General features: G+C 71.2%; 15 protein-coding genes. 5 read left to right on the top strand and 10 right to left on the bottom strand.

Annotation, left to right across the window (positions count from 1 at the left end):
- Positions 1-211 precede the first annotated feature (211 nt).
- The gene (locus tag ACSDR0_RS22340) at positions 212-2,311 is read right to left on the bottom strand and encodes a M6 family metalloprotease domain-containing protein (RefSeq protein ID WP_435290808.1); all 2,100 of its coding nucleotides are present in this window, start codon (positions 2,309-2,311) and stop codon (positions 212-214) included.
- A gap of 142 nt (positions 2,312-2,453) precedes the next feature.
- Here ACSDR0_RS22340 and ACSDR0_RS22335 point away from each other — a divergent pair, with 142 nt between their 5' ends.
- Positions 2,454-3,530: an amidohydrolase family protein gene (locus ACSDR0_RS22335; protein WP_435290807.1), complete on the top strand. Its 1,077-nt coding sequence runs from the start codon at positions 2,454-2,456 to the stop codon at positions 3,528-3,530.
- A 162-nt stretch (positions 3,531-3,692) separates the two neighbouring features.
- Here ACSDR0_RS22335 and ACSDR0_RS22330 read toward each other — a convergent pair whose 3' ends face one another.
- Complete coding sequence (locus tag ACSDR0_RS22330) at positions 3,693-4,109, bottom strand: MarR family winged helix-turn-helix transcriptional regulator (RefSeq protein ID WP_435290806.1); 417 nt, start codon at positions 4,107-4,109, stop codon at positions 3,693-3,695.
- A gap of 123 nt (positions 4,110-4,232) precedes the next feature.
- On the opposite strand from ACSDR0_RS22330, the gene ACSDR0_RS22325 reads away from it, so the two are divergent.
- Positions 4,233-5,966, top strand: a complete 1,734-nt coding sequence (locus tag ACSDR0_RS22325) for an ABC transporter ATP-binding protein (protein WP_435290805.1) — start codon at positions 4,233-4,235, stop codon at positions 5,964-5,966.
- Between the two features lie 62 nt (positions 5,967-6,028).
- On the opposite strand, the gene ACSDR0_RS22320 is transcribed toward ACSDR0_RS22325, so the two are convergent.
- The 5 genes from ACSDR0_RS22320 to ACSDR0_RS22300 form a co-directional block, all read right to left on the bottom strand.
- Complete coding sequence (locus ACSDR0_RS22320; protein ID WP_435290804.1) at positions 6,029-6,724, bottom strand: arylamine N-acetyltransferase family protein; 696 nt, start codon at positions 6,722-6,724, stop codon at positions 6,029-6,031.
- Between the two features lie 216 nt (positions 6,725-6,940).
- Positions 6,941-8,362, bottom strand: coding sequence for an MFS transporter (locus tag ACSDR0_RS22315; RefSeq protein ID WP_435290803.1), 1,422 nt, complete (start codon positions 8,360-8,362; stop codon positions 6,941-6,943).
- 401 nt (positions 8,363-8,763) lie between these two features.
- Positions 8,764-9,117: an ArsR/SmtB family transcription factor gene (locus ACSDR0_RS22310; RefSeq protein ID WP_435290802.1), complete on the bottom strand. Its 354-nt coding sequence runs from the start codon at positions 9,115-9,117 to the stop codon at positions 8,764-8,766.
- On the bottom strand, positions 9,114-9,560 hold the full coding sequence (locus ACSDR0_RS22305; RefSeq protein ID WP_435290801.1) for an SRPBCC domain-containing protein: 447 nt from the start codon (positions 9,558-9,560) through the stop codon (positions 9,114-9,116). Before ACSDR0_RS22305 ends, ACSDR0_RS22310 begins: the two co-directional genes overlap by 4 nt.
- A 252-nt stretch (positions 9,561-9,812) precedes the next feature.
- Positions 9,813-10,394 carry a TetR/AcrR family transcriptional regulator C-terminal domain-containing protein gene (locus ACSDR0_RS22300; protein ID WP_435290800.1) on the bottom strand — a complete coding sequence of 194 codons (582 nt, stop codon included), beginning with the start codon at positions 10,392-10,394 and terminating at the stop codon, positions 9,813-9,815.
- Between the two features lie 198 nt (positions 10,395-10,592).
- On the opposite strand from ACSDR0_RS22300, the gene ACSDR0_RS22295 reads away from it, so the two are divergent.
- Positions 10,593-11,747 (top strand): alkaline phosphatase PhoX, encoded by a 1,155-nt coding sequence (locus tag ACSDR0_RS22295; protein WP_435290799.1) that lies wholly within the window; start codon positions 10,593-10,595, stop codon positions 11,745-11,747.
- 67 nt (positions 11,748-11,814) lie between these two features.
- On the opposite strand, the gene ACSDR0_RS22290 is transcribed toward ACSDR0_RS22295, so the two are convergent.
- Positions 11,815-12,828, bottom strand: a complete 1,014-nt coding sequence (locus ACSDR0_RS22290) for a hypothetical protein (RefSeq protein ID WP_435290798.1) — start codon at positions 12,826-12,828, stop codon at positions 11,815-11,817.
- Between the two features lie 414 nt (positions 12,829-13,242).
- Here ACSDR0_RS22290 and ACSDR0_RS22285 point away from each other — a divergent pair, with 414 nt between their 5' ends.
- The gene (locus ACSDR0_RS22285; protein ID WP_435290797.1) at positions 13,243-14,175 is read left to right on the top strand and encodes an SDR family oxidoreductase; all 933 of its coding nucleotides are present in this window, start codon (positions 13,243-13,245) and stop codon (positions 14,173-14,175) included.
- Between the two features lie 42 nt (positions 14,176-14,217).
- Positions 14,218-15,051, top strand: a complete 834-nt coding sequence (locus ACSDR0_RS22280) for a helix-turn-helix transcriptional regulator (RefSeq protein ID WP_435290796.1) — start codon at positions 14,218-14,220, stop codon at positions 15,049-15,051.
- 55 nt (positions 15,052-15,106) lie between these two features.
- Here the strand turns inward: ACSDR0_RS22280 and ACSDR0_RS22275 are convergent, their stop codons facing one another.
- Both ACSDR0_RS22275 and ACSDR0_RS22270 read right to left on the bottom strand, forming a co-directional pair.
- Positions 15,107-15,772 (bottom strand): response regulator, encoded by a 666-nt coding sequence (locus tag ACSDR0_RS22275; protein ID WP_435290795.1) that lies wholly within the window; start codon positions 15,770-15,772, stop codon positions 15,107-15,109.
- Between the two features lie 118 nt (positions 15,773-15,890).
- Complete coding sequence (locus ACSDR0_RS22270) at positions 15,891-17,000, bottom strand: sensor histidine kinase (RefSeq protein ID WP_435290794.1); 1,110 nt, start codon at positions 16,998-17,000, stop codon at positions 15,891-15,893.
- Positions 17,001-17,176 lie beyond the last annotated feature (176 nt).

Genomic DNA, 17,176 nt, shown 5'->3' with positions numbered 1-17,176 from the left:
GCGGCCCCCGCCCCAGCCGACGCGTTCTCTCAAGATTTATTCAACCAGACGCAATGCCGGTGGCCGCGTTCCCTCACGGCCAACAGCGGGTGAACCCATTTTTCCCGGACGCCCTTTTCACGGGCTGTTCCCTTCGCGGGCGCCCTTCGCGTCACCCGGGCCCTTCGAGGCGCCCGGGTGACGCGTCCGGTTCTCCCTCCGTCCCGCGGCGCTACCGCCCCAGCACGAGGCAGGTCGCCTTGGCGGTCTTGGACGGGTCGCTCTCCGAGGTGGCGGTCAGGGTCACCTTGGCGAGGTGGCTTCCCCCCGATCCGCGCCGCGCGTTGACGGCGACCAGGGTGTTCTTGCCGGAGTCGGCGGTCGCGAGCTCGTTGGGCAGTGAGGCCGTCCAGCCGCGGCCGTCGACGGTCGCCGACAGCCGGTAGACGTCACCCTTGAGGTAGGCGCTCACGTCCTCGGGGTGCTGTCCCTGCGCCGGGGCGGCCCTGCCGGTGTTGAACAGCGGGAAGCGGCAGGACGTCAGGTCCTTTCCTGACGGGACGCCGACGGACGGGAGCAGCTTCACGCCGCGCCTGTTCGGCCCGGCGCCGTCCAGGGAGCGGACCGCCACCGTGTACGACAGGACGCCCTTGCGGTCGCGCTTGAGGTCGAGGACGTAGAAGTGGAGCCGGTTGGCCTGGTCCACGTACTCGAACTCCGAGCCCGAACCGGTGCCCGCGTGGAACAGCGCGTCCGACAGCTGGCGGTAGTCGCCGACCGTGATGGGCACGGCGGTGCCGTCCGGCAGGACGTAGTCGGTCATGCCGATGTCCTGCGGGTTGGCGTCGACGACCCACTCGAAGGGTGCCCGGTCCTCGTTCTTGGTCTTGGCCAGCAGCACGCCGGAGTCGGGGGTGAAGGAGTCGGCGCCCATCCTGTCCACGACCTCGACGGTGTAGTTGTTGTAGCCGCCGCCGTCGCAGAACGGGTCGGTGTTCGTGTCACAGGCCGGGCTGCGGTCGCCGTCGCCGAAGGCGATGTTGACCCCCGACAGGCCGCCGGCTCCCGGCTGGGCCACCCGGGCGGTCACCTTGGCCACGGCGAGTCCCGACTCGGCCAGCGCCTCCCTGGACAGGCGCAGCACGTTGGCCTCGTCCACCATCTCCAGCTTGATCTTGTTGCGGAGCATGTGCTGGGCGCCCATGGAGCCGCCCGAGGTGGGCGGGATCAGCCAGCGGCTGTGCGGGCCTCCGGGGCCGTTGAAGCTGCCCCGGCTGAGCATCTCCCAGATGCCGGTGTACGCCCGGCGCGGTGGCACCCCGAACGGGTTGTTGTAGTTGTCGCCGATGCCGAGGATGTGGCTGAGCTCGTGGGCGTAGACGCCCTGCCCGGAACTCTCGGCCTGGGTGGAGGAGCCGCCCCCGGCGTTGGGCCAGATGGACGAGGCCGAGGCCCAGGACGTCCACTCGACGTAGCGGGTCCTGGCCCAGTTGGGCAGGGCCGGGTCCGGCGGGCCGAAGTCGTCGGTCACCGCCTCCTTGGTCGGGAACTTGATCGGGCCGAACTCCTGCCAGGTGGCCGACTCGTCCTGTCCCGCGCTCAGGTAGAAGACGAAGTCGAAGCCCGCCGGGACCTCCTGGCCGACGGCGCCGACCCACGCCGCCCGCGCGTCGGTCCTGATGTTACGGTTGCAGGTGTCGCCGGACGGGCAGGCCGTGCCTCCCTGGAACTCCATGGCGTACTCGTGTGACTTGCCCGGCATCTGGTACGGGCCGAACGAGGTCAGCTCCACGCCGTAGCGGCCCCCCGAGTCCTCCATCCAGTACTCGTGGATGGTGTGCCCCCGGTTGAGCTCGTTGGGGGTGTTGAGGAAGTCCCTGTAGAACGTGGCGACCTGTTCGCGGGGGATGTCGTGGGCCTCGGCGCTGGGGTTCCTGAAGACGGTCGAGCCCTTGGGCTGGGTGACCACGAACGGCTGGTTGGGATAGTCGGCCAGGACGAGCGCGCCGCGGAAGGTCCGCTTCGATCCCTTGGCCGCGGGGTCGGCCCAGTTGGTGCCGGGGGGCTTGCGGTAGTCGGCCCACGTCATGTGGTCCGGGTTCTTCCAGTTCTGCGGGTCGATCGGCGCCGGGCCACCGGGGTCGGCCCGTCGCGCGGCCCCGGCCTCGGGGGCGTCCTGCTGCCAGGGCTGGGTCCGGGGCCAGTGGTCCAGACGCCAGGGATGTTCGGGCTCGGGAGCGGGGTCGGCGGAGGCGGGAACGGAGGTAAGACCGATGGGGATCAGTACGATCGCGGCAAGCACTACTTTCAGCAACCTGGGGGGTCGTATCACGTTAAAAGACGGTATAGACCGTTTTCATATAGATCAACAATCTTTTGTCAGGAAGGCAGGGAGACGTTTACCGGAGACGCATTTGAGATCTACGGTCGCTCCCCTTAACCTCTCCAAAGGGGACGAACACACAGGAGCGCCTATGTCGACGCGGGCCGGTCGGACCATCGGCACGCGTGCCCGGGCAGTCGTCTCCATCCACTGCGCACCCCTGGTCCTGCCTGTCGCGAGCCCTCCCGTCAGGGACGGGGCGATGGTCGTCAGGGGCGACCGGATCGTGCGGGTCGGGCCGCGCGCCGAGATCGAGGCCGCCCACCCCCTCCTGTCCCCGATCCACTGGCCGGGCATGATCGTGCCGGGACTGATCGACGCGCATCTCCGGCTCGACAGGACCTCCGCCCCGGCCTCCTCCCACGGCGTCACGGCGGCGGGAGGCGTCGCCGCGGACCTCGACGCCGCCTCCACCCTCGGCGAGGCCGGGCTGGGCGGCGTGACCTACCTGGAGACCCGCTGCGAGGACGAGAAGCGCTGGGAGGACGATGGGCGCGACCGGCTGATCACCGCGATCCGCGAGGTCGACCACCCGGGCGTCATCGGCATCGCCGCCCACTCCCCCGACCCCCTCGTCATGGAGGACCTGGCCGTCCTGTCGCGGACGTTCGGGCTCCGGCTCCACGCCGAGCCCGGCCGCCATCCGGTCGGCTTCCTCGACGAGGTCGGCGTGCTCACCGCGGGCTGCCACATCGCGATCTCCGGCCCGCTGAACGAGGCCGACCGCAAGCTTCTCCGGCTCCGCGGCACGGTGATCGCCATCTCGTCGCCGTTCGCCGCGGAAGGCCTCCTCGACGGCGAGAGTTCGATCGCCGTCGGCACCCGTACGGGCGGCGACCCGCTGTCGGTGGCCCGCGCTCTCTCCCACGCCCCCGGCCACGACCGTCTCCTGGTCGAGGCGGTGACGCTGGGCGGCGCGCGGGCGCTGGGCATGGCCGAGGGCCCCGGCCATCTGGGCTCCCTGGAACGGGGCGCCCGCGCCGACTTCGCCGTCTTCGCCGTGAAGGCCGACGAGCGGAGCGCCTACACCGCCCTGCTCCACGAGGGACCCGGACGGTGCGTGGCCACCTTCGTGGGCGGCCGTCCCCGCTGGCGCCTCGACCGGGCCGAGGCGGAGGCCGAGGACGCGGACACGGACGCGGACGCGGAGACCAGGCGGCTGGCCTGACCCGGTGCCCCCTCCCCGGTCGATCGACCGGAGACCAGGCCTCGACCCGAGACCGGGCATGGGCCAGGGGCCGGGATAGGGACAGGACCCCGGCCGGAGACCAGGCCTCGGCCCGAGAACGGGTATCGGCTCGAGAACGGGTATCGGCGGCCGGGCGGCGAACTAGACGTGCTGGGCGTCGACCGCGCCCAGCAGTTCCCTGAGCCGGTCCTGCTGCTCGGAGGTGAGGACCGAGAACAGCTCCTCGGCCACCCGCCTGCGCGCCTCGCGTACCCGCTCGTACCGCTCGCGGCCTTCGCCGGTCACCACGAGCAGGGTGGAGCGGCGGTTGGCCGGATCGACCTCGCGGCGGACCAGTCCGGCCTCCTCCAGGGCGTCGATCACCGGGGTCACCGAGCGGGGCACGATCCGCAGCCTCTCGGCGAGCTGCACCATCTTCAGCGGCGGCTCGGAGTCGACGATGACCCGAAGCGCCCGCGCCTGGCCGGGACTCAGGCCGAGCGGGCCGAGCCGCTCGCCGTACCCCTGCCGCAGTCGACGGCCGACGCCGTGCACCAGGTCGGCCAGTTCCGTCTCCACAGCGCCGAACTTATCCCAGTGACGCGCGGAATGAATGTGAGTTAACCTCTGTTTGAGTGAACATCAGAAAGGAGTTCCGTGAAGGAACGAACCGGAAGTGCCGTACGGCACGAAACACCTGACGTGAACGACGAACCTCGCGCCCCCCTGCGACGCGTCATCGGCCTGTTCCGTCCATACCGGGGCCGCCTCGCCATCGTGGGCGCCCTCATCGGACTGTCCTCCCTCGTCTCGCTGGCCTCGCCGTTCATGCTCCGCTCGGTGCTCGACGACGCCATCCCGCACGGCAGGACGGGCCTGCTGACCCTGCTCGCGCTCGGCATGATCGCGGTCGCCGTCGTCACCAGCGTGCTCGACGTCATCCAGACCCTGATCTCCACCGGGGTCGGCCAGCGCGTCATGCACGACCTGCGCACCAGCGTCTACGGTCACCTGCAGCGCATGTCCATGGCCTTCTTCACCCGCACCCGGACCGGCGAGGTACAGTCGCGCATCGCCAGCGACATCGGCGGCATGCAGCTGGTGGTCACCTCCACCGCGGCCTCGATGGTCTCCAACCTGACCACCGTGGTGGCGACGATCATCGCGATGCTGGTGCTGGACTGGCGGCTGACCGTGGTGTCGCTGCTGCTGCTCCCCCTCTTCGTCGGGATCAGCCGCAGGGTCGGCCGGGAGCGCAGGAAGATCACCTCCGAGCGGCAGCGGAAGATGGCCGCCATGTCGTCGATGGTCCAGGAGTCGCTGTCGATCAGCGGCATCCTGCTGGGCCGGACGATGGGCCGCGGCACCGAGCTGGCCGGGCGGTTCTCGGCCGCCTCGGACGAGCTGGCCGACCTGGAGGTCCGCTCCAGCATGGCCGGGCGCTGGCGGCAGTCCACCATCCAGATCATCATGGCGGCCATGCCCGCGGTGATCTACTGGGCCACCGGGCTGACCTCGGCCGTCTCCATCGGCACCGTCGTCGCCTTCACCACGCTCCAGATGAACCTGTTCCGGCCCGCCGTGTCGCTGCTGCGGCTCGGCGTCGACGTGCAGAGCTCCCTGGCGCTGTTCGGACGGATCTTCGAGTATCTGGACCTGGCCGTGGACATCCACCCCGGCACCCGTACGCCGGAGACCGTGCGCGGCGAGATCCGCTTCGAGCACGTCGACTTCTCCTACGGCGAGGCCCCGACCCTCTCGGACGTCGACCTGACCGTCCCGGCCGGCACCACCCTGGCCGTGGTCGGCGAGACCGGATCGGGCAAGACCACCCTGAGCTACCTGCTGCCCCGCCTGTACGACGTGACGGGCGGCCGGGTCACGATCGACGGGGTGGACGTGCGCGACCTGACCTTCGAGGCCCTGGCCGAGACGGTCGGCGTGGTCTCGCAGGAGACCTACCTGTTCCACTCCTCGATCGCCGACAACCTCCGGTTCGCCAAGCCCTCCGCCACCGACGAGGAGATCGTCGCGGCCTCGCGGGCCGCCCGGATCCACGACCACATCGCGTCGCTGCCCGACGGGTACGACACCGTGGTCGGCGAGCGCGGCTACCGTTTCTCCGGCGGGGAGAAGCAGCGCCTGGCCATCGCCAGGACACTGCTGCGCGACCCGCCCGTGCTCATCCTCGACGAGGCCACCAGCGCCCTCGACACCCAGACCGAGCGCGCCGTCCAGGAGGCCCTGGACACTCTGTCGCACGGCCGTACCACCATCACCATCGCCCACCGCCTGTCGACGATCCGCGACGCGGACCAGATCGCGGTCCTCGACCACGGCCGCGTCGTCGAACGCGGCACCCACGGCGAACTCCTCGCGGCCGACGGCCCCTACGCCGCCCTCGTCAACCGCGACCGCTCCCTCACCTCGGCCTGACCTCCGCCGGGTACAGGTGGGGAACGACACTCCCGCTCATCGCCCGGACGGAGACCGGAAGGTCATGCTCCGGCGGACGGGATCCGATCGAGCGTGATCCCGAAGTGGTCGAGGTAGGCGGGGAGGAGTTCGGTCTCCTCCAGGACGCGTTCGGTGCGCTCTCCGTCCACGGTGTGGATCAGTTTGCGGTCGCGGAGCGTGATCCGGCCCCGGGCCGTGCGCATCGAGCAGACCGGCGACCTGGTGAAGTGCGACTGCGGAGAGGTCGCCTGCCACCAGCACGTCGGGACGAAGTCCGCCAGCTCGTAGGGCCGGGCGGTCAGCCGGTACGCCGGATCGCCGTTGTGCGTGATGTCGAGGTCGCCGTGGCCGCCGGGAGCGAGCCCGATCTGGAACACGCCCCCGCCGTCCCTCTGCTCCGCGCGCTCGTCGAGCCGCAGCGGCTCGTCGGCGAAGTCGCCGAACCCGACGTCGACCAGCCACGGCTCGTCGAGATCGACGCGCAGCGCCAGGTGGTCGAAGAGTGGCCCCGGCACTCCGCCGTTGAAGACCCGGGCGGCGAGCAGCGTCACCCGGTAGCCGAGCGCGGTCAGCAACTCGGCGAACAACCCGTTCAGCTCGTAACAGAAGCCACCGCGGCGGCGGTCGACGACCTTGTCGAACAGCGCGTCGGAACCGAGCGAGATCGGCTCGCCGAGATGGATGCTCAGACTCTCGAACGGCACCGCCCTCAGGTGCGCGAGTTGCAGGGCTCGCAAGCTCTGAACATCAGGTTCCGCGGGCCGGGCCACACCTAATCTGTCCAGGTAGCGAGTGATCCGCGATTCATCCATGGGGCAAGCAAACCACGCGCCCGCGTCCGTCGGATCCCGCCACCGGCGAACACCTTCCACTCGGCGTGAGTGTGGCGATCGCCTTGCCATCAGGCTGCCCGCTCGATGCGCATCGAATGGCGACGGGTCCGGCGCACCGCCTCAGTCCGAGGACGCGGCCGGCGCCCTCCCGGTTTCCTTCGACGCCGGTACGGCCACCGCCGTGCGACGCTCGCCGCGCGGACGCAGCCCGAACCAGACGAGGACCACGCTGACGAGAGTCACGGCCACGTTCACGCTCAGCGCGAGGTGGATACCGGTCAGCTCCACGGCCTGCGTCGCGGCGACCGAGCTCAGGATCGGGATACCGACGGTGATGGCCACCTGCTGGGTCATCGAGGTCAGGCCCGTGGCCAGGCCCTGCTCCTCGTCCGGCAGACCCGAGGTCCCGGTCACCGTGTACGCCACGATGGCGGTCACATGCCCGAAGAACCCGATGAACAGCGCGGGGACCACCACCGCGAGCGCCACCCGGTCGGCGCCGAGGAACACCAGCGGCAGGGTCGCCAAGCCCTGCACGGACAGGCCGACGGCCAGAACCCGGCGGCTGCCGAAGCGCCCGATGAGGCGCCCGGCGATCACTCCCGCGGCCACGGACGCCAGTCCGGGGAGGCCGAAGATCAGGCCGGTGGTCAACGGGGAGAGGCCCAGGATCTTCTGCAGGTAGAGCGTCGTCAAGAAGATCATGGCGGTCTCCATGGTGAAGACCACGAACCCCGCGTAGTTACCCCACTTCACCGTGGGCCGCCTGAGGATGCGCACCGGAACGAGCGGGTCGGGCGAGCGCAGCTCGATCATCCAGAACGCGGCCAGCAGCAACACGCCGACGACGGCCGAGGGGATGCTCTTCTCGATGACCGCGTAGATCACGGCCAGCAGGCCGCCGGTCACGGTCACCGCTCCGGGCAGGTCCGGCTTCACCCGGTCGGGCAAGCGGCTCTCACTGATCAGGAAGGGGGTGAGCAGCAGGATGACCAGGGCGACCGGGACATTGATGAAGAACGCGGCCCGCCAGCTCAGCAGGCTGACGAGGGTGCCGCCGACCAGAGCGCCGATGGTGAAGCCGCCGGAGAGCAGCGCGCCGTTGAAGCCGAGGACGCGGTCGCGCGTCGCGCCTTCCGTGAAAGTGGTGGTGAGCAGTGACAACGCCGCGGGAATCGCCATGGCGGTGGCGAAGCCCTGCAGCACCCGGGCGGTCAGAAGCATCTCGGGGTTGGACGCGAAGCCACCGAGCAACGAGGCCCCGGCCAGCAGGACCACACCGGACAGGAACAGCCTGCGGCGGCCGAACAGGTCAGCCAACCGGCCGAACAGAAGGGTGAAGCCGGCCGCGGGCAGTGCGTACGCGGAGGTGATCCAGGGAAGCCCGGCCAGTCCCAGCCCGACGCCCGCGCCGACCTCCGGCAGCGCGACGTTCAGGATCGAGAAGTCGACGGACAGCATGAACCCGGCACCGAGCAGAACGAGCAGGATCAACCGCTCCCTGTTGGTGAAACGCGGAGGGGAGGTTGTGTCGGTAGTCAAGAGATGGTTCCCTTTCTTCAAGCACCCGGTGTTGTCAACGATCGGCACGCCGCCCGGCCGGCCGAGCCGCCTGACGACGTGTTCCCGCGGGTCATGGCGGATCCCATCCGGATCCCGTCGACGCCGGGGCAGCGGTCACCGCGGCCCGTACGGCGCGGCATGACCCGGCATGGGCCGTACGGGGGCGCGGCATGGCCTGGCATGACCCGTACGGGGGCGCGGCATAGCCCGGCGTGACCCGTACGGCGTGGCATGGCCCGGCGGTCGGCCGCGTGTTCTTCCCGCGGGTTCGCGCCCCGACCGAGTGGGGCACGAACCCGCGCCGCCTGACGGGCCCTCAGCCCGTTACATACGCGAAAAGGTGTTCCGGCCGGGGAAAACAGCGAACCGCGACCGGAGTGCTAGCGCGAATCCCGCTCCGCCTCCTCGGCGACGCGCTTGATGTTCGCCAGCCGTCTATCCCAGTCGGCCGCGAGCGCGGTCATCCACCGCGCCGTCGCGTCCAGCGCGGCGGGCCGCACCGCGTACCGCACCTCGCGGCCGACCCGGCCGCCGGAGACCAGCCCGGCGGCGTCCAGGACGGCGAGGTGCTTGACCACCGCCTGCCGCGAGACGGGAAGTCGCGCGGCCAGCGTCGTCGCGGTGGCCTCGCCCTGCTCGGCGAGCAGATCGAGCAGCTGACGCCGCGTCGGATCGGCCAGCGCGACGAGGACGCCGTCGACCGGCTCGACGTCGCCGCGACGTTCGTCCGTCACGCCGATGACTGCTCGGCGCGCGTCTTGAGCGCGTCGAGTTCCAGGGGCCAGCCGCCGCTGTTGTCCTTCACCGCCCGGCCGCGCAGCTCCTCGGAGCCGGCCAGCGCCGCGAACCCGCTCTCGACGACGCGAAGCCGCGTCTTGTCGCCCTCCGGGGTCAGCGTGAACTCCACGAGGGTGCTGTTGTCCTCGCGCAGCTCCTCTCCGGGAAACGCGCTGGCCCAGCGGTACGCCAGGTACGTCGGAGGCTCGACCTTCTCCACGCGCACCGGGAAGTCGCCGTACTCGGCGTTCTTCGCCACCATCGACTCTCCCTCTCTGGCCTGGGTGCCGGGCAGGCTCGCCTTGTCGGCCACCCAGAAACCGGGCTCGGCCACCAGTGACCAGACCCGCTCCAGGGAGGCCGCGATCAGGGTTTCACGTTCGATCCGATCTTCGCTCATGAGGGAGCTCTCCTTCAACGTCGCCATTGAGTGCAACCTCAGAGTTGCACATCAACTCCCCAGACGCAACCCTGAAGTTGCACGTCGAATGATCGACGAGATCGCGTATCGTCTCGCCCGACCTCAATGCCTCTGACCGTCGAGGCGACTCCGGCCCGCGATCCATACCGGCGGCACCGAGCGACTCGCGGGACGACCGCCGGGAGCAGGCTCCGGGACGGCGGACCACGCCCGGCCGGGGCCGGCTCCGCGTCAGCGGGTCTCCCCGCCCAGGCCCGCACGAACACCGGCCAGGTTCGCGCGCAGACCGGCCAGGATCGCCCTCAGCCCGTACTCGAAGTCGGCGTCCGCCGCCTCGCGGGGCTCCTCGGCCATCGGGTGACCGGCCTGCTCCTCGAAGGCCCACCCGACGGTGTAGCGGCTGATGACCAGGACGGCCCGCCGGGCGTCGGCCGGAGGGAACCCTGCCTCGCCGAGCACCTCGATCACGGAGTTGGAGATCGCGATCTGGCTCCCGACCGGCCGGGTACCGACGTGCAGGCGCGCGCCGTCGCGATGGGCCAGCAGGCTCTCGCGCAGCGCCCGTCCCCGCTCGGCGAGCCAGTCGGCCCAGTCCTGGCCCGGCCCCGGACGGGCCAGATGCGAGAACGCGTCCTCGATCATGGCCGCGGCCATGTGGTCGAGCAGTTCCCGCTTGCTGCCGAAGTGGCGGTACAGGGCCGGCGACTGCACGTCGAGCTCCTGCGCCAGCCGCCTGGTGGTCAGCCCGTCGAGCCCGACCTCGTTGAGCAGCCGCAACGCCGTGCGCATCACCGTGGCGCGCGTGTGTCGCATCCATTGCCTCCCCACGTCCCGTTATCGACGATAACTTCACGTGACACGAAGCGCTCGAACCGCGGTTCCGCACGGGCCGGGCTCCAGAAGGACACCCCCCGTTCACGCCGAGGGGTGGTCAAGGTCGCCTGGGCGATTTACGTTCCGGCTGATGACCATGACTCGGCCAACCCGGAGGCAATGATGGATCGTCGAACCGTGTTACGCGCGGCTGTCATCGGAGGAGGAGGCGCGGCGTTCTCCGGAGCGCTGTGGGGGCAGGCCTTCGGCGCCGTCGCCCAGCCCGGACCCAGCCCGTACGGCGACCTGCTGGCCGCGGACGCGAACGGCATCCAGCTCCCGCCGGGGTTCGCCAGCCGGGTGATCGCCCGCTCCGGGCAGCGGGTCGCCGGCCACACCTGGCACTGGGCGCCGGACGGCGGGGCGTGCTTCCCCGACGGTAGCGGCTGGATCTACGTGTCCAACTCCGAGATCCCGCTCGCCGGAGGGGCCTCCGCGATCCGCTTCGCCGCCGACGGCTCCATCGCGTCGGCGTACCGCATCCTGTCCGGCACCAACCTCAACTGCGCCGGTGGCGCGACCCCGTGGGGCACCTGGCTGTCGTGCGAGGAGATCGCGCTCGGCCGGGTCTTCGAGACCTGGCCCGCGGGCGGGCGCTCCGGCGAGGAGCGCACCCGGATGGGCCGCTTCAAGCACGAGGCGGCCGCCTGCGACCCCGTCCGGCAGGTCGTCTACCTGACCGAGGACGAGGGCGACGGCTGCTTCTACCGCTTCGTCCCCGACACCTGGGGCGACCTGCGCACCGGAAGGCTCCAGGTGCTCTGCGCCCCGGCCGACCAGGTCACCGGCCCGGTGACCTGGCAGGACATCCCCGACCGCGACGGCTTCCCGACCGCGACGCGGCGCCAGGTCGGCGCGGCCAAGCACTTCGACGGCGGCGAGGGCTGCTGGTACGACCGCGGCGTCTGCTACTTCACCACCAAGGGCGACAACCGGGTCTGGGCGTACGACACCGCCGCCTCCACCCTCGACCTGGCCTACGACGACTCGCTGGTGACCGGGGGCGCGGCCCCGCTGACCGGCGTGGACAACATCACCGGCGCGCCCAACAGCCGCGACCTGTTCGTCGCCGAGGACGGCGGCAACCTGGAGATCAACGTCATCACCTCCGAGGGCGTCGTGGCGCCGTTCCTGCGGATCCTCGGCCAGTCCTCCTCCGAGGTCACCGGCCCCGCCTTCTCACCGGACGGCTCGCGCCTGTACTTCTCCTCCCAGCGCGGCACCTCAGGATCGTCGACCGGCAGCGGCGGCATCACCTACGAGGTGACCGGCCCCTTCCGCGCCCAGCCCTGACGGTTCCGGGAGGGACACCCGGCGCTCGGTCTCCGAGCCGGACGCCGGGTCCCTCTCGTGCCGGGGTTCACCTCGCCCCGGCCGTTCCCCGCCCGCCGGACTCCCCGCGTACGGTGCGGAGGGCCACGAGGAAGAGGGCGAGCACGCCGAGGACGAGGATCGTCTGGCCGATCAGGTTGACGGTGTTCGCGGTGCCGTGAAGGAGCAGCAGGAGGAAGCCGCCGAACGCGTAGGTCAGCAGCGCGCCCCCCGCCAGCGCGAGCCGGTGCGCGGCGCCCCAGCCGTCACGCCGCGACCACCGGCTGATCACGACCGCCATCACGGCGATCAGCACGACGCCCGCGGCGGTCCCCCACCAGTTTTCCGGACGGACGAAGAACGCCGCGGACGCGACGAACCCCGCCGCGCCCACCGGCCAGGGTTTCGGTGACCGCCCGCCCGTCACCGGCCGGGGTCGCCGTCCGACGAGGAACGCGGCGACGACCAGGAGCGCGACCACGGCGGCGGCGCCGATCCTCTGCGACGGCGACGCCATGAATCCGCTCTCGTCGTGTATGCCGCTGAAGAGAACGAGGGAGCCGAGGACGAACACGACGCAGGTGACGGCCAGGCCGAACCCGCCCAGCCAGGGGGTGGTGGCCCGACGGGGCACCAGGATCTCGACGACGGCGATCGGGACGCCGATGCTCCAGATGGCGTGTCCGGCGATGAACCCCACGGCGTTGCCCGCGCTGAAACCCAGTGCCGGGATGAGGGTGGCGCCGCGGGAGACGTCGTCCTCGAACAGCGGGTCGGGGCTGAAGAGGGTCTGGTCGATCAGGGCCGCCTCCAGCAGGCCGTACGCGCACCCCAGCAGGATGAGCGCCGGCCAGCCGCGCCCGGTGCGGCGCACCACCTCGCGGATGATGATCGCGCCACCGCCGTACATCGGCGCGAGGAGGACGATGCCCCAGATCTCGGACGAGGGGACGTTGCCGAGCAGATACTCGGCCACCAGCGGGGAGAGGAGGAACAGCCCGAGGGCGGGCGCGACGCGGCGCGGCATCGCCAGAGGAGGTCCGCCGGGAGCCGTCTGGGGCATCTGGGGTTCCTGAGTCACCTAGGTTGTTCGGCCCGCGTGCCGTCGGTCGTCGGGAGGGTTTCCGGTCATGGCGGCGACGCTAGGTCCGGACGGCATGCGAGCGCATCGAACGTGGGAGCGGCCTTCGTCCCCACCCCAGGACGGATCCCGGCCGCGGTCTCCCTCCTGCGACGGAGCCCGGCTCGCTTCCTTCCCCCTCCCGGCGGACCCCGGCCGCGGTCTCCCCGCCGAACGAGGCCTGACGAGGCCCGACGCGGCCCCATCCTCCGGGAGCACGCCGGCACGTACCGGATCACTCATATCGGGTCGCTTATCCACGGACAGGTGATCCGTGGATAAGCGCGACATGGACCCGCCCCGTGGTGTTTGCGACGCTTGCTTCGACCGGAAATAGCCGCTGACCAGGGAGTTATCATGAAAGACGTGTCCGTGCCCGATCTGACCGGGAAGCTCGCCGTGGTGACCGGCGCGAGCGACGGTGTCGGCCTCGGCCTGGCCGTGCGCCTGGCCCGGGCGGGCGCCGAGCTCGTGCTGCCGGTCCGCAACCCCGCCAAGGGCGAGGCGGCCGTCGCGCGTGTCCTCTCGGCGGCTCCCGGCGCCGTGGTCTCCCTCCGTGAGCTCGACCTGGCCTCGCTGGGCTCCGTGGCGGCGCTCGCGGAGAGGCTGAACGCCGAGGGGCGGCCGATCGACATCCTGATCAACAACGCGGGCGTCATGTCACCGGCCACCCGGCACACCACGGCCGACGGCCTGGAGCTGCAGTTCGGCACGAACCACATCGGCCACGTCGCGCTGGTCGGCAGGATCCTGCCGCTGCTGCGCGCCGGCCGGGCCCGGGTCACCACCATGTCGAGCAGTGCCGCCCGCACCACCAAGATCGACTGGGACGACCTGCAGAGCGAGCGGAAATACTCCCCGATACGCTCGTACGGGCTGTCGAAGCTGGCCAACCTGATGTTCGGCCTCGAGCTCGACCGGCGCAGCCGGGCCGGCGGCTGGGGCATCGTCAGCAACGTCGCGCACCCCGGCACCACCCTGACGAACCTCTACGCGTCCGGCCCCAACCTGGGCCGCGAGCATCCCTCGCCGCTTGAGGCGATCATGACGCGGCTCTCCCGTCTGGGCCTGTTCGTGCAGACCGTCGACAGGGGCGCGCTCCCCGCCCTGTACGCGGCCACCGACCCGGGGGCGCGGGGCGGCCGCTTCTACGGCCCCGACGGCTTCGGCCAGTTCACCGGAGGCCCGACCGAGCTGGCCGTCTACAAGCCGGCCCGTGACGAGGCCGGTGCGGCTCGGCTCTGGGACGTCTCCGAGCGGCTGGCCAGGGTCGAATTCGCCGCCGCCTGAGGTCTTCACGGCGGCCGTTCTCTGGAAGGGAGAACCCACCTCATGGACAGGGCCCAACTGGCCGATTTCCTGCGCACACGGCGGGAGGCGCTGCAGCCCGAGGACGTCGGGCTGCCTCGCGGGCAGCGGCGGCGCACCGGCGGGCTGCGGCGCGAGGAGGTCGCCGCGCTGTGCGGCATGTCCGCCGACTACTACAGCCGGATCGAGCAGCGGCGCGGGCCCAACCCGTCCGAGCAGATGCTCGCCGCGATCGCCCGGGGCCTGCATCTCTCCCTTGAGGAGCGCGACCACCTGTTCCGCCTCGCCGGCCACGCCACCCCGCGGCGGGTCTTTCGCGGCGACCACATCAACCCCGGGATGATGCGCATCTTCGACCGGCTGGAGGACACCCCCGCGCAGGTGATGAGTCATCTCGGCGAGACGCTCAAACAGACCCGGCTCGCGGTGGCGCTGATGGGCGACGAGAGCGTCCACACCGGAATGGCGCGCAGCATGCAGTACCGCTGGTTCACCGACCCGGCCTCGCGGCTGATCTATCCCGAGGACGACCATCCGACGCACGACCGCCTTTTCACGGCCAGCCTGCGCGACGCGTACACGCGGGGCGGCAAGGGTTCGCGCGCGGCCGCGCTGGTCGACGCGCTGCTGGCGGCCAGCCCGGAGTTCACCGCGCTCTGGCACGAGCACCCCGTCCTGGGCCCGTTCTGCGGGGCCAAGCGCATCCAGCACCCGCGGCTCGGCCTGCTGGAGCTGCACTGTCAGACCCTGGTCGATCCCGACCAGTCCCAGATGCTGCTGGTCTTCACCGCCGTGCCGGGCAGCGAGAGCCACGAGAAGCTCCAGCTGCTGCCGGCCGCCGGCGACCTGCACGTCTGAATCCGCACCCGTCAGGGCCGTTCGGAGTGCGACCCCCGGAGGGCCGGGTCCTCGTTCAGGTGGAGCGCGGGCGCACGAGTCCCACGTCGTAGGCCAGCACGACGGCCTGGACCCGGTCGCGCAGGCCGAGCTTGCGCAGTATCGAGGAGACGTGCGTCTTGACCGTGGCCTCGGTGAGCACGAGCCGCTCGGCGACCTCGGCGTTCGACAGCGCGAGCGCGACCAGCCGCAGCACCTCGACCTCCCGCCCGGTCAGCGCGCCGAGGCCGGGCGGCGGCGAGGCACCGGGATCAGGCAGGACGGTGACGAAACGGTCGAGCAGCCTGCGGGTGACCGACGGCGCGAGCAGCGCGTCACCGCGCGCGACCACGCGTATCGCCTCCACCAGCTCGGCGGGCCGCACGTCCTTGAGCAGGAAGGCGCTCGCCCCGGCGCGCAGGGCGGCGAACACGGACTCGTCGACGTCGTAGGTGGTCAGGACGATGACCCTGGCGTGACTTCCCGAGGCGACGATCCTCCGGGTCGCCTCCAGCCCGTCGACGCCGGGCATCCGCACGTCCATCAGGACGACGTCGGGCTCCAGCCGCTCGACCAGGTCCGTGGCCTCCCGGCCGTCCCCGGCCTCGCCGACCACCTCAAGATCCGCCCTGGCCTCCAGGATCATCCGGAAGCCGCCGCGGACCAGCGCCTGGTCATCGGCCAGGACCACCCGGATGCTCATCGCACCGCCCGCAGCGGCGGACGGGCGCGGAAACGGACGGTCATCACGGCGCCCGCGACGGGCGAGCACGAACAGGGACCGTCACCACGACTCCGGCAGCGGGTACGGAACCGGACGGTCATCGCGATGCTCCCAGCGGAAGGCGGGCGCGGACGCGGAAGCCGCCGCCGGGCAGCGGACCCGCGTCGAGGGTGCCGCCGAGCATGGCGGCGCGCTCGCGCATCCCGGCGATCCCGTGGCCCGCGCCGCCACCACTCCCATCACCGCCACTACCGCGCCCGTCGTCGAGAATGTCCAGTTCGAGCATTCCCGAGGCGGCCCTGACGGTCACCTCCGCGCGGCCGGCACCCGCGTGGCGGAGCGTGTTGGTGAGCGCCTCCTGGACGATCCGGTAGGCGGAGAGGTCGATCCCAGCCGGCAGCGCGCCGTCGGCGCCGATGCCCTCCCGTCGCACCGCGACCTCCAGACCGGCGGCGAGGAACGGCTCCACGAGCTCCCCGAGCCGGTCGAGTCCCGGTCGGGGATGCCGTGGCTCGTCATCCGTATCCGGCCGTACCACGGCCAGCAACCGGCGCAGTTCCCCGAGCGCCTCGCGCCCCGTCGCCTCGATCGAGCGCAGCGCGGCGCGCGCCTGGTCCGGGTGCTCGTCGAAGACGTCGTCGGCCGCGGCCGCCTGCACGACGATGACCGAGACGCTGTGCGCGATCACGTCGTGCAGCTCGCGCGCGATCCGCGCCTGCTCCTCGCTGACCGCCCTGCGCGACTCCTGCTCGATCGCCACGCGCCGGTTGCGCACGATCTCGCCGAGTGCCCAGGCGACGACGGGGAACGCCATCGCGAACTGCGCGTCCCCGCTGGAGGCGGTGAGGAAGTTCAGCGCGGTGAGAGCAAGCAGCGCCGCGAGCGCGGGCAGCGACACGCGGGGCGGCCGGGCGGCGGCCAGCGAGCCGATCGCGACGAGGCCCGCGAACGGAAAGATCCCCTGCGGCGCGAGAAAGTGGACGAGGAGTCCCCCGGCGAGCGCGATCGCCATCACCGTCACCGGGTGGGAACGCCGCCACCACAGCGCCGCGCCCTGCGCCGCGCCCGCGATCATCCCGAGGACCACCAGCGGTCCGGGGCGCGGCACCACCTCGTCCATCACCAGGGCGACCAGATACAGCCCGATGACGAGCGAGACGGCGACGTCGGTGATCCGTTGAAGGGGCCTGCGGGACGAACGTCGCACTCCAGGAGTATCGCAGACCGGTCGCCGCCCATCGCGAGCCCGAACGGTACGAGGCGGCGGAAAGGGCTGCGGAGCGTCGCACAACAGCACAAAACAACGTAAAGCGACATAGGGCGACATAGGGCTGAACAACGTGAGCGATCGGCGGCGGCGGCGAAAATCCACGGAGCCCTTTC

Origin of the sequence: Streptosporangium sp. G11 (assembly GCF_051192615.1) — a bacterium.
Lineage (GTDB): Bacteria > Actinomycetota > Actinomycetes > Streptosporangiales > Streptosporangiaceae > Streptosporangium.
Note: the sequence above shows the minus strand (reverse complement) of the source record. Positions and strands in the feature narration are given on the sequence as shown.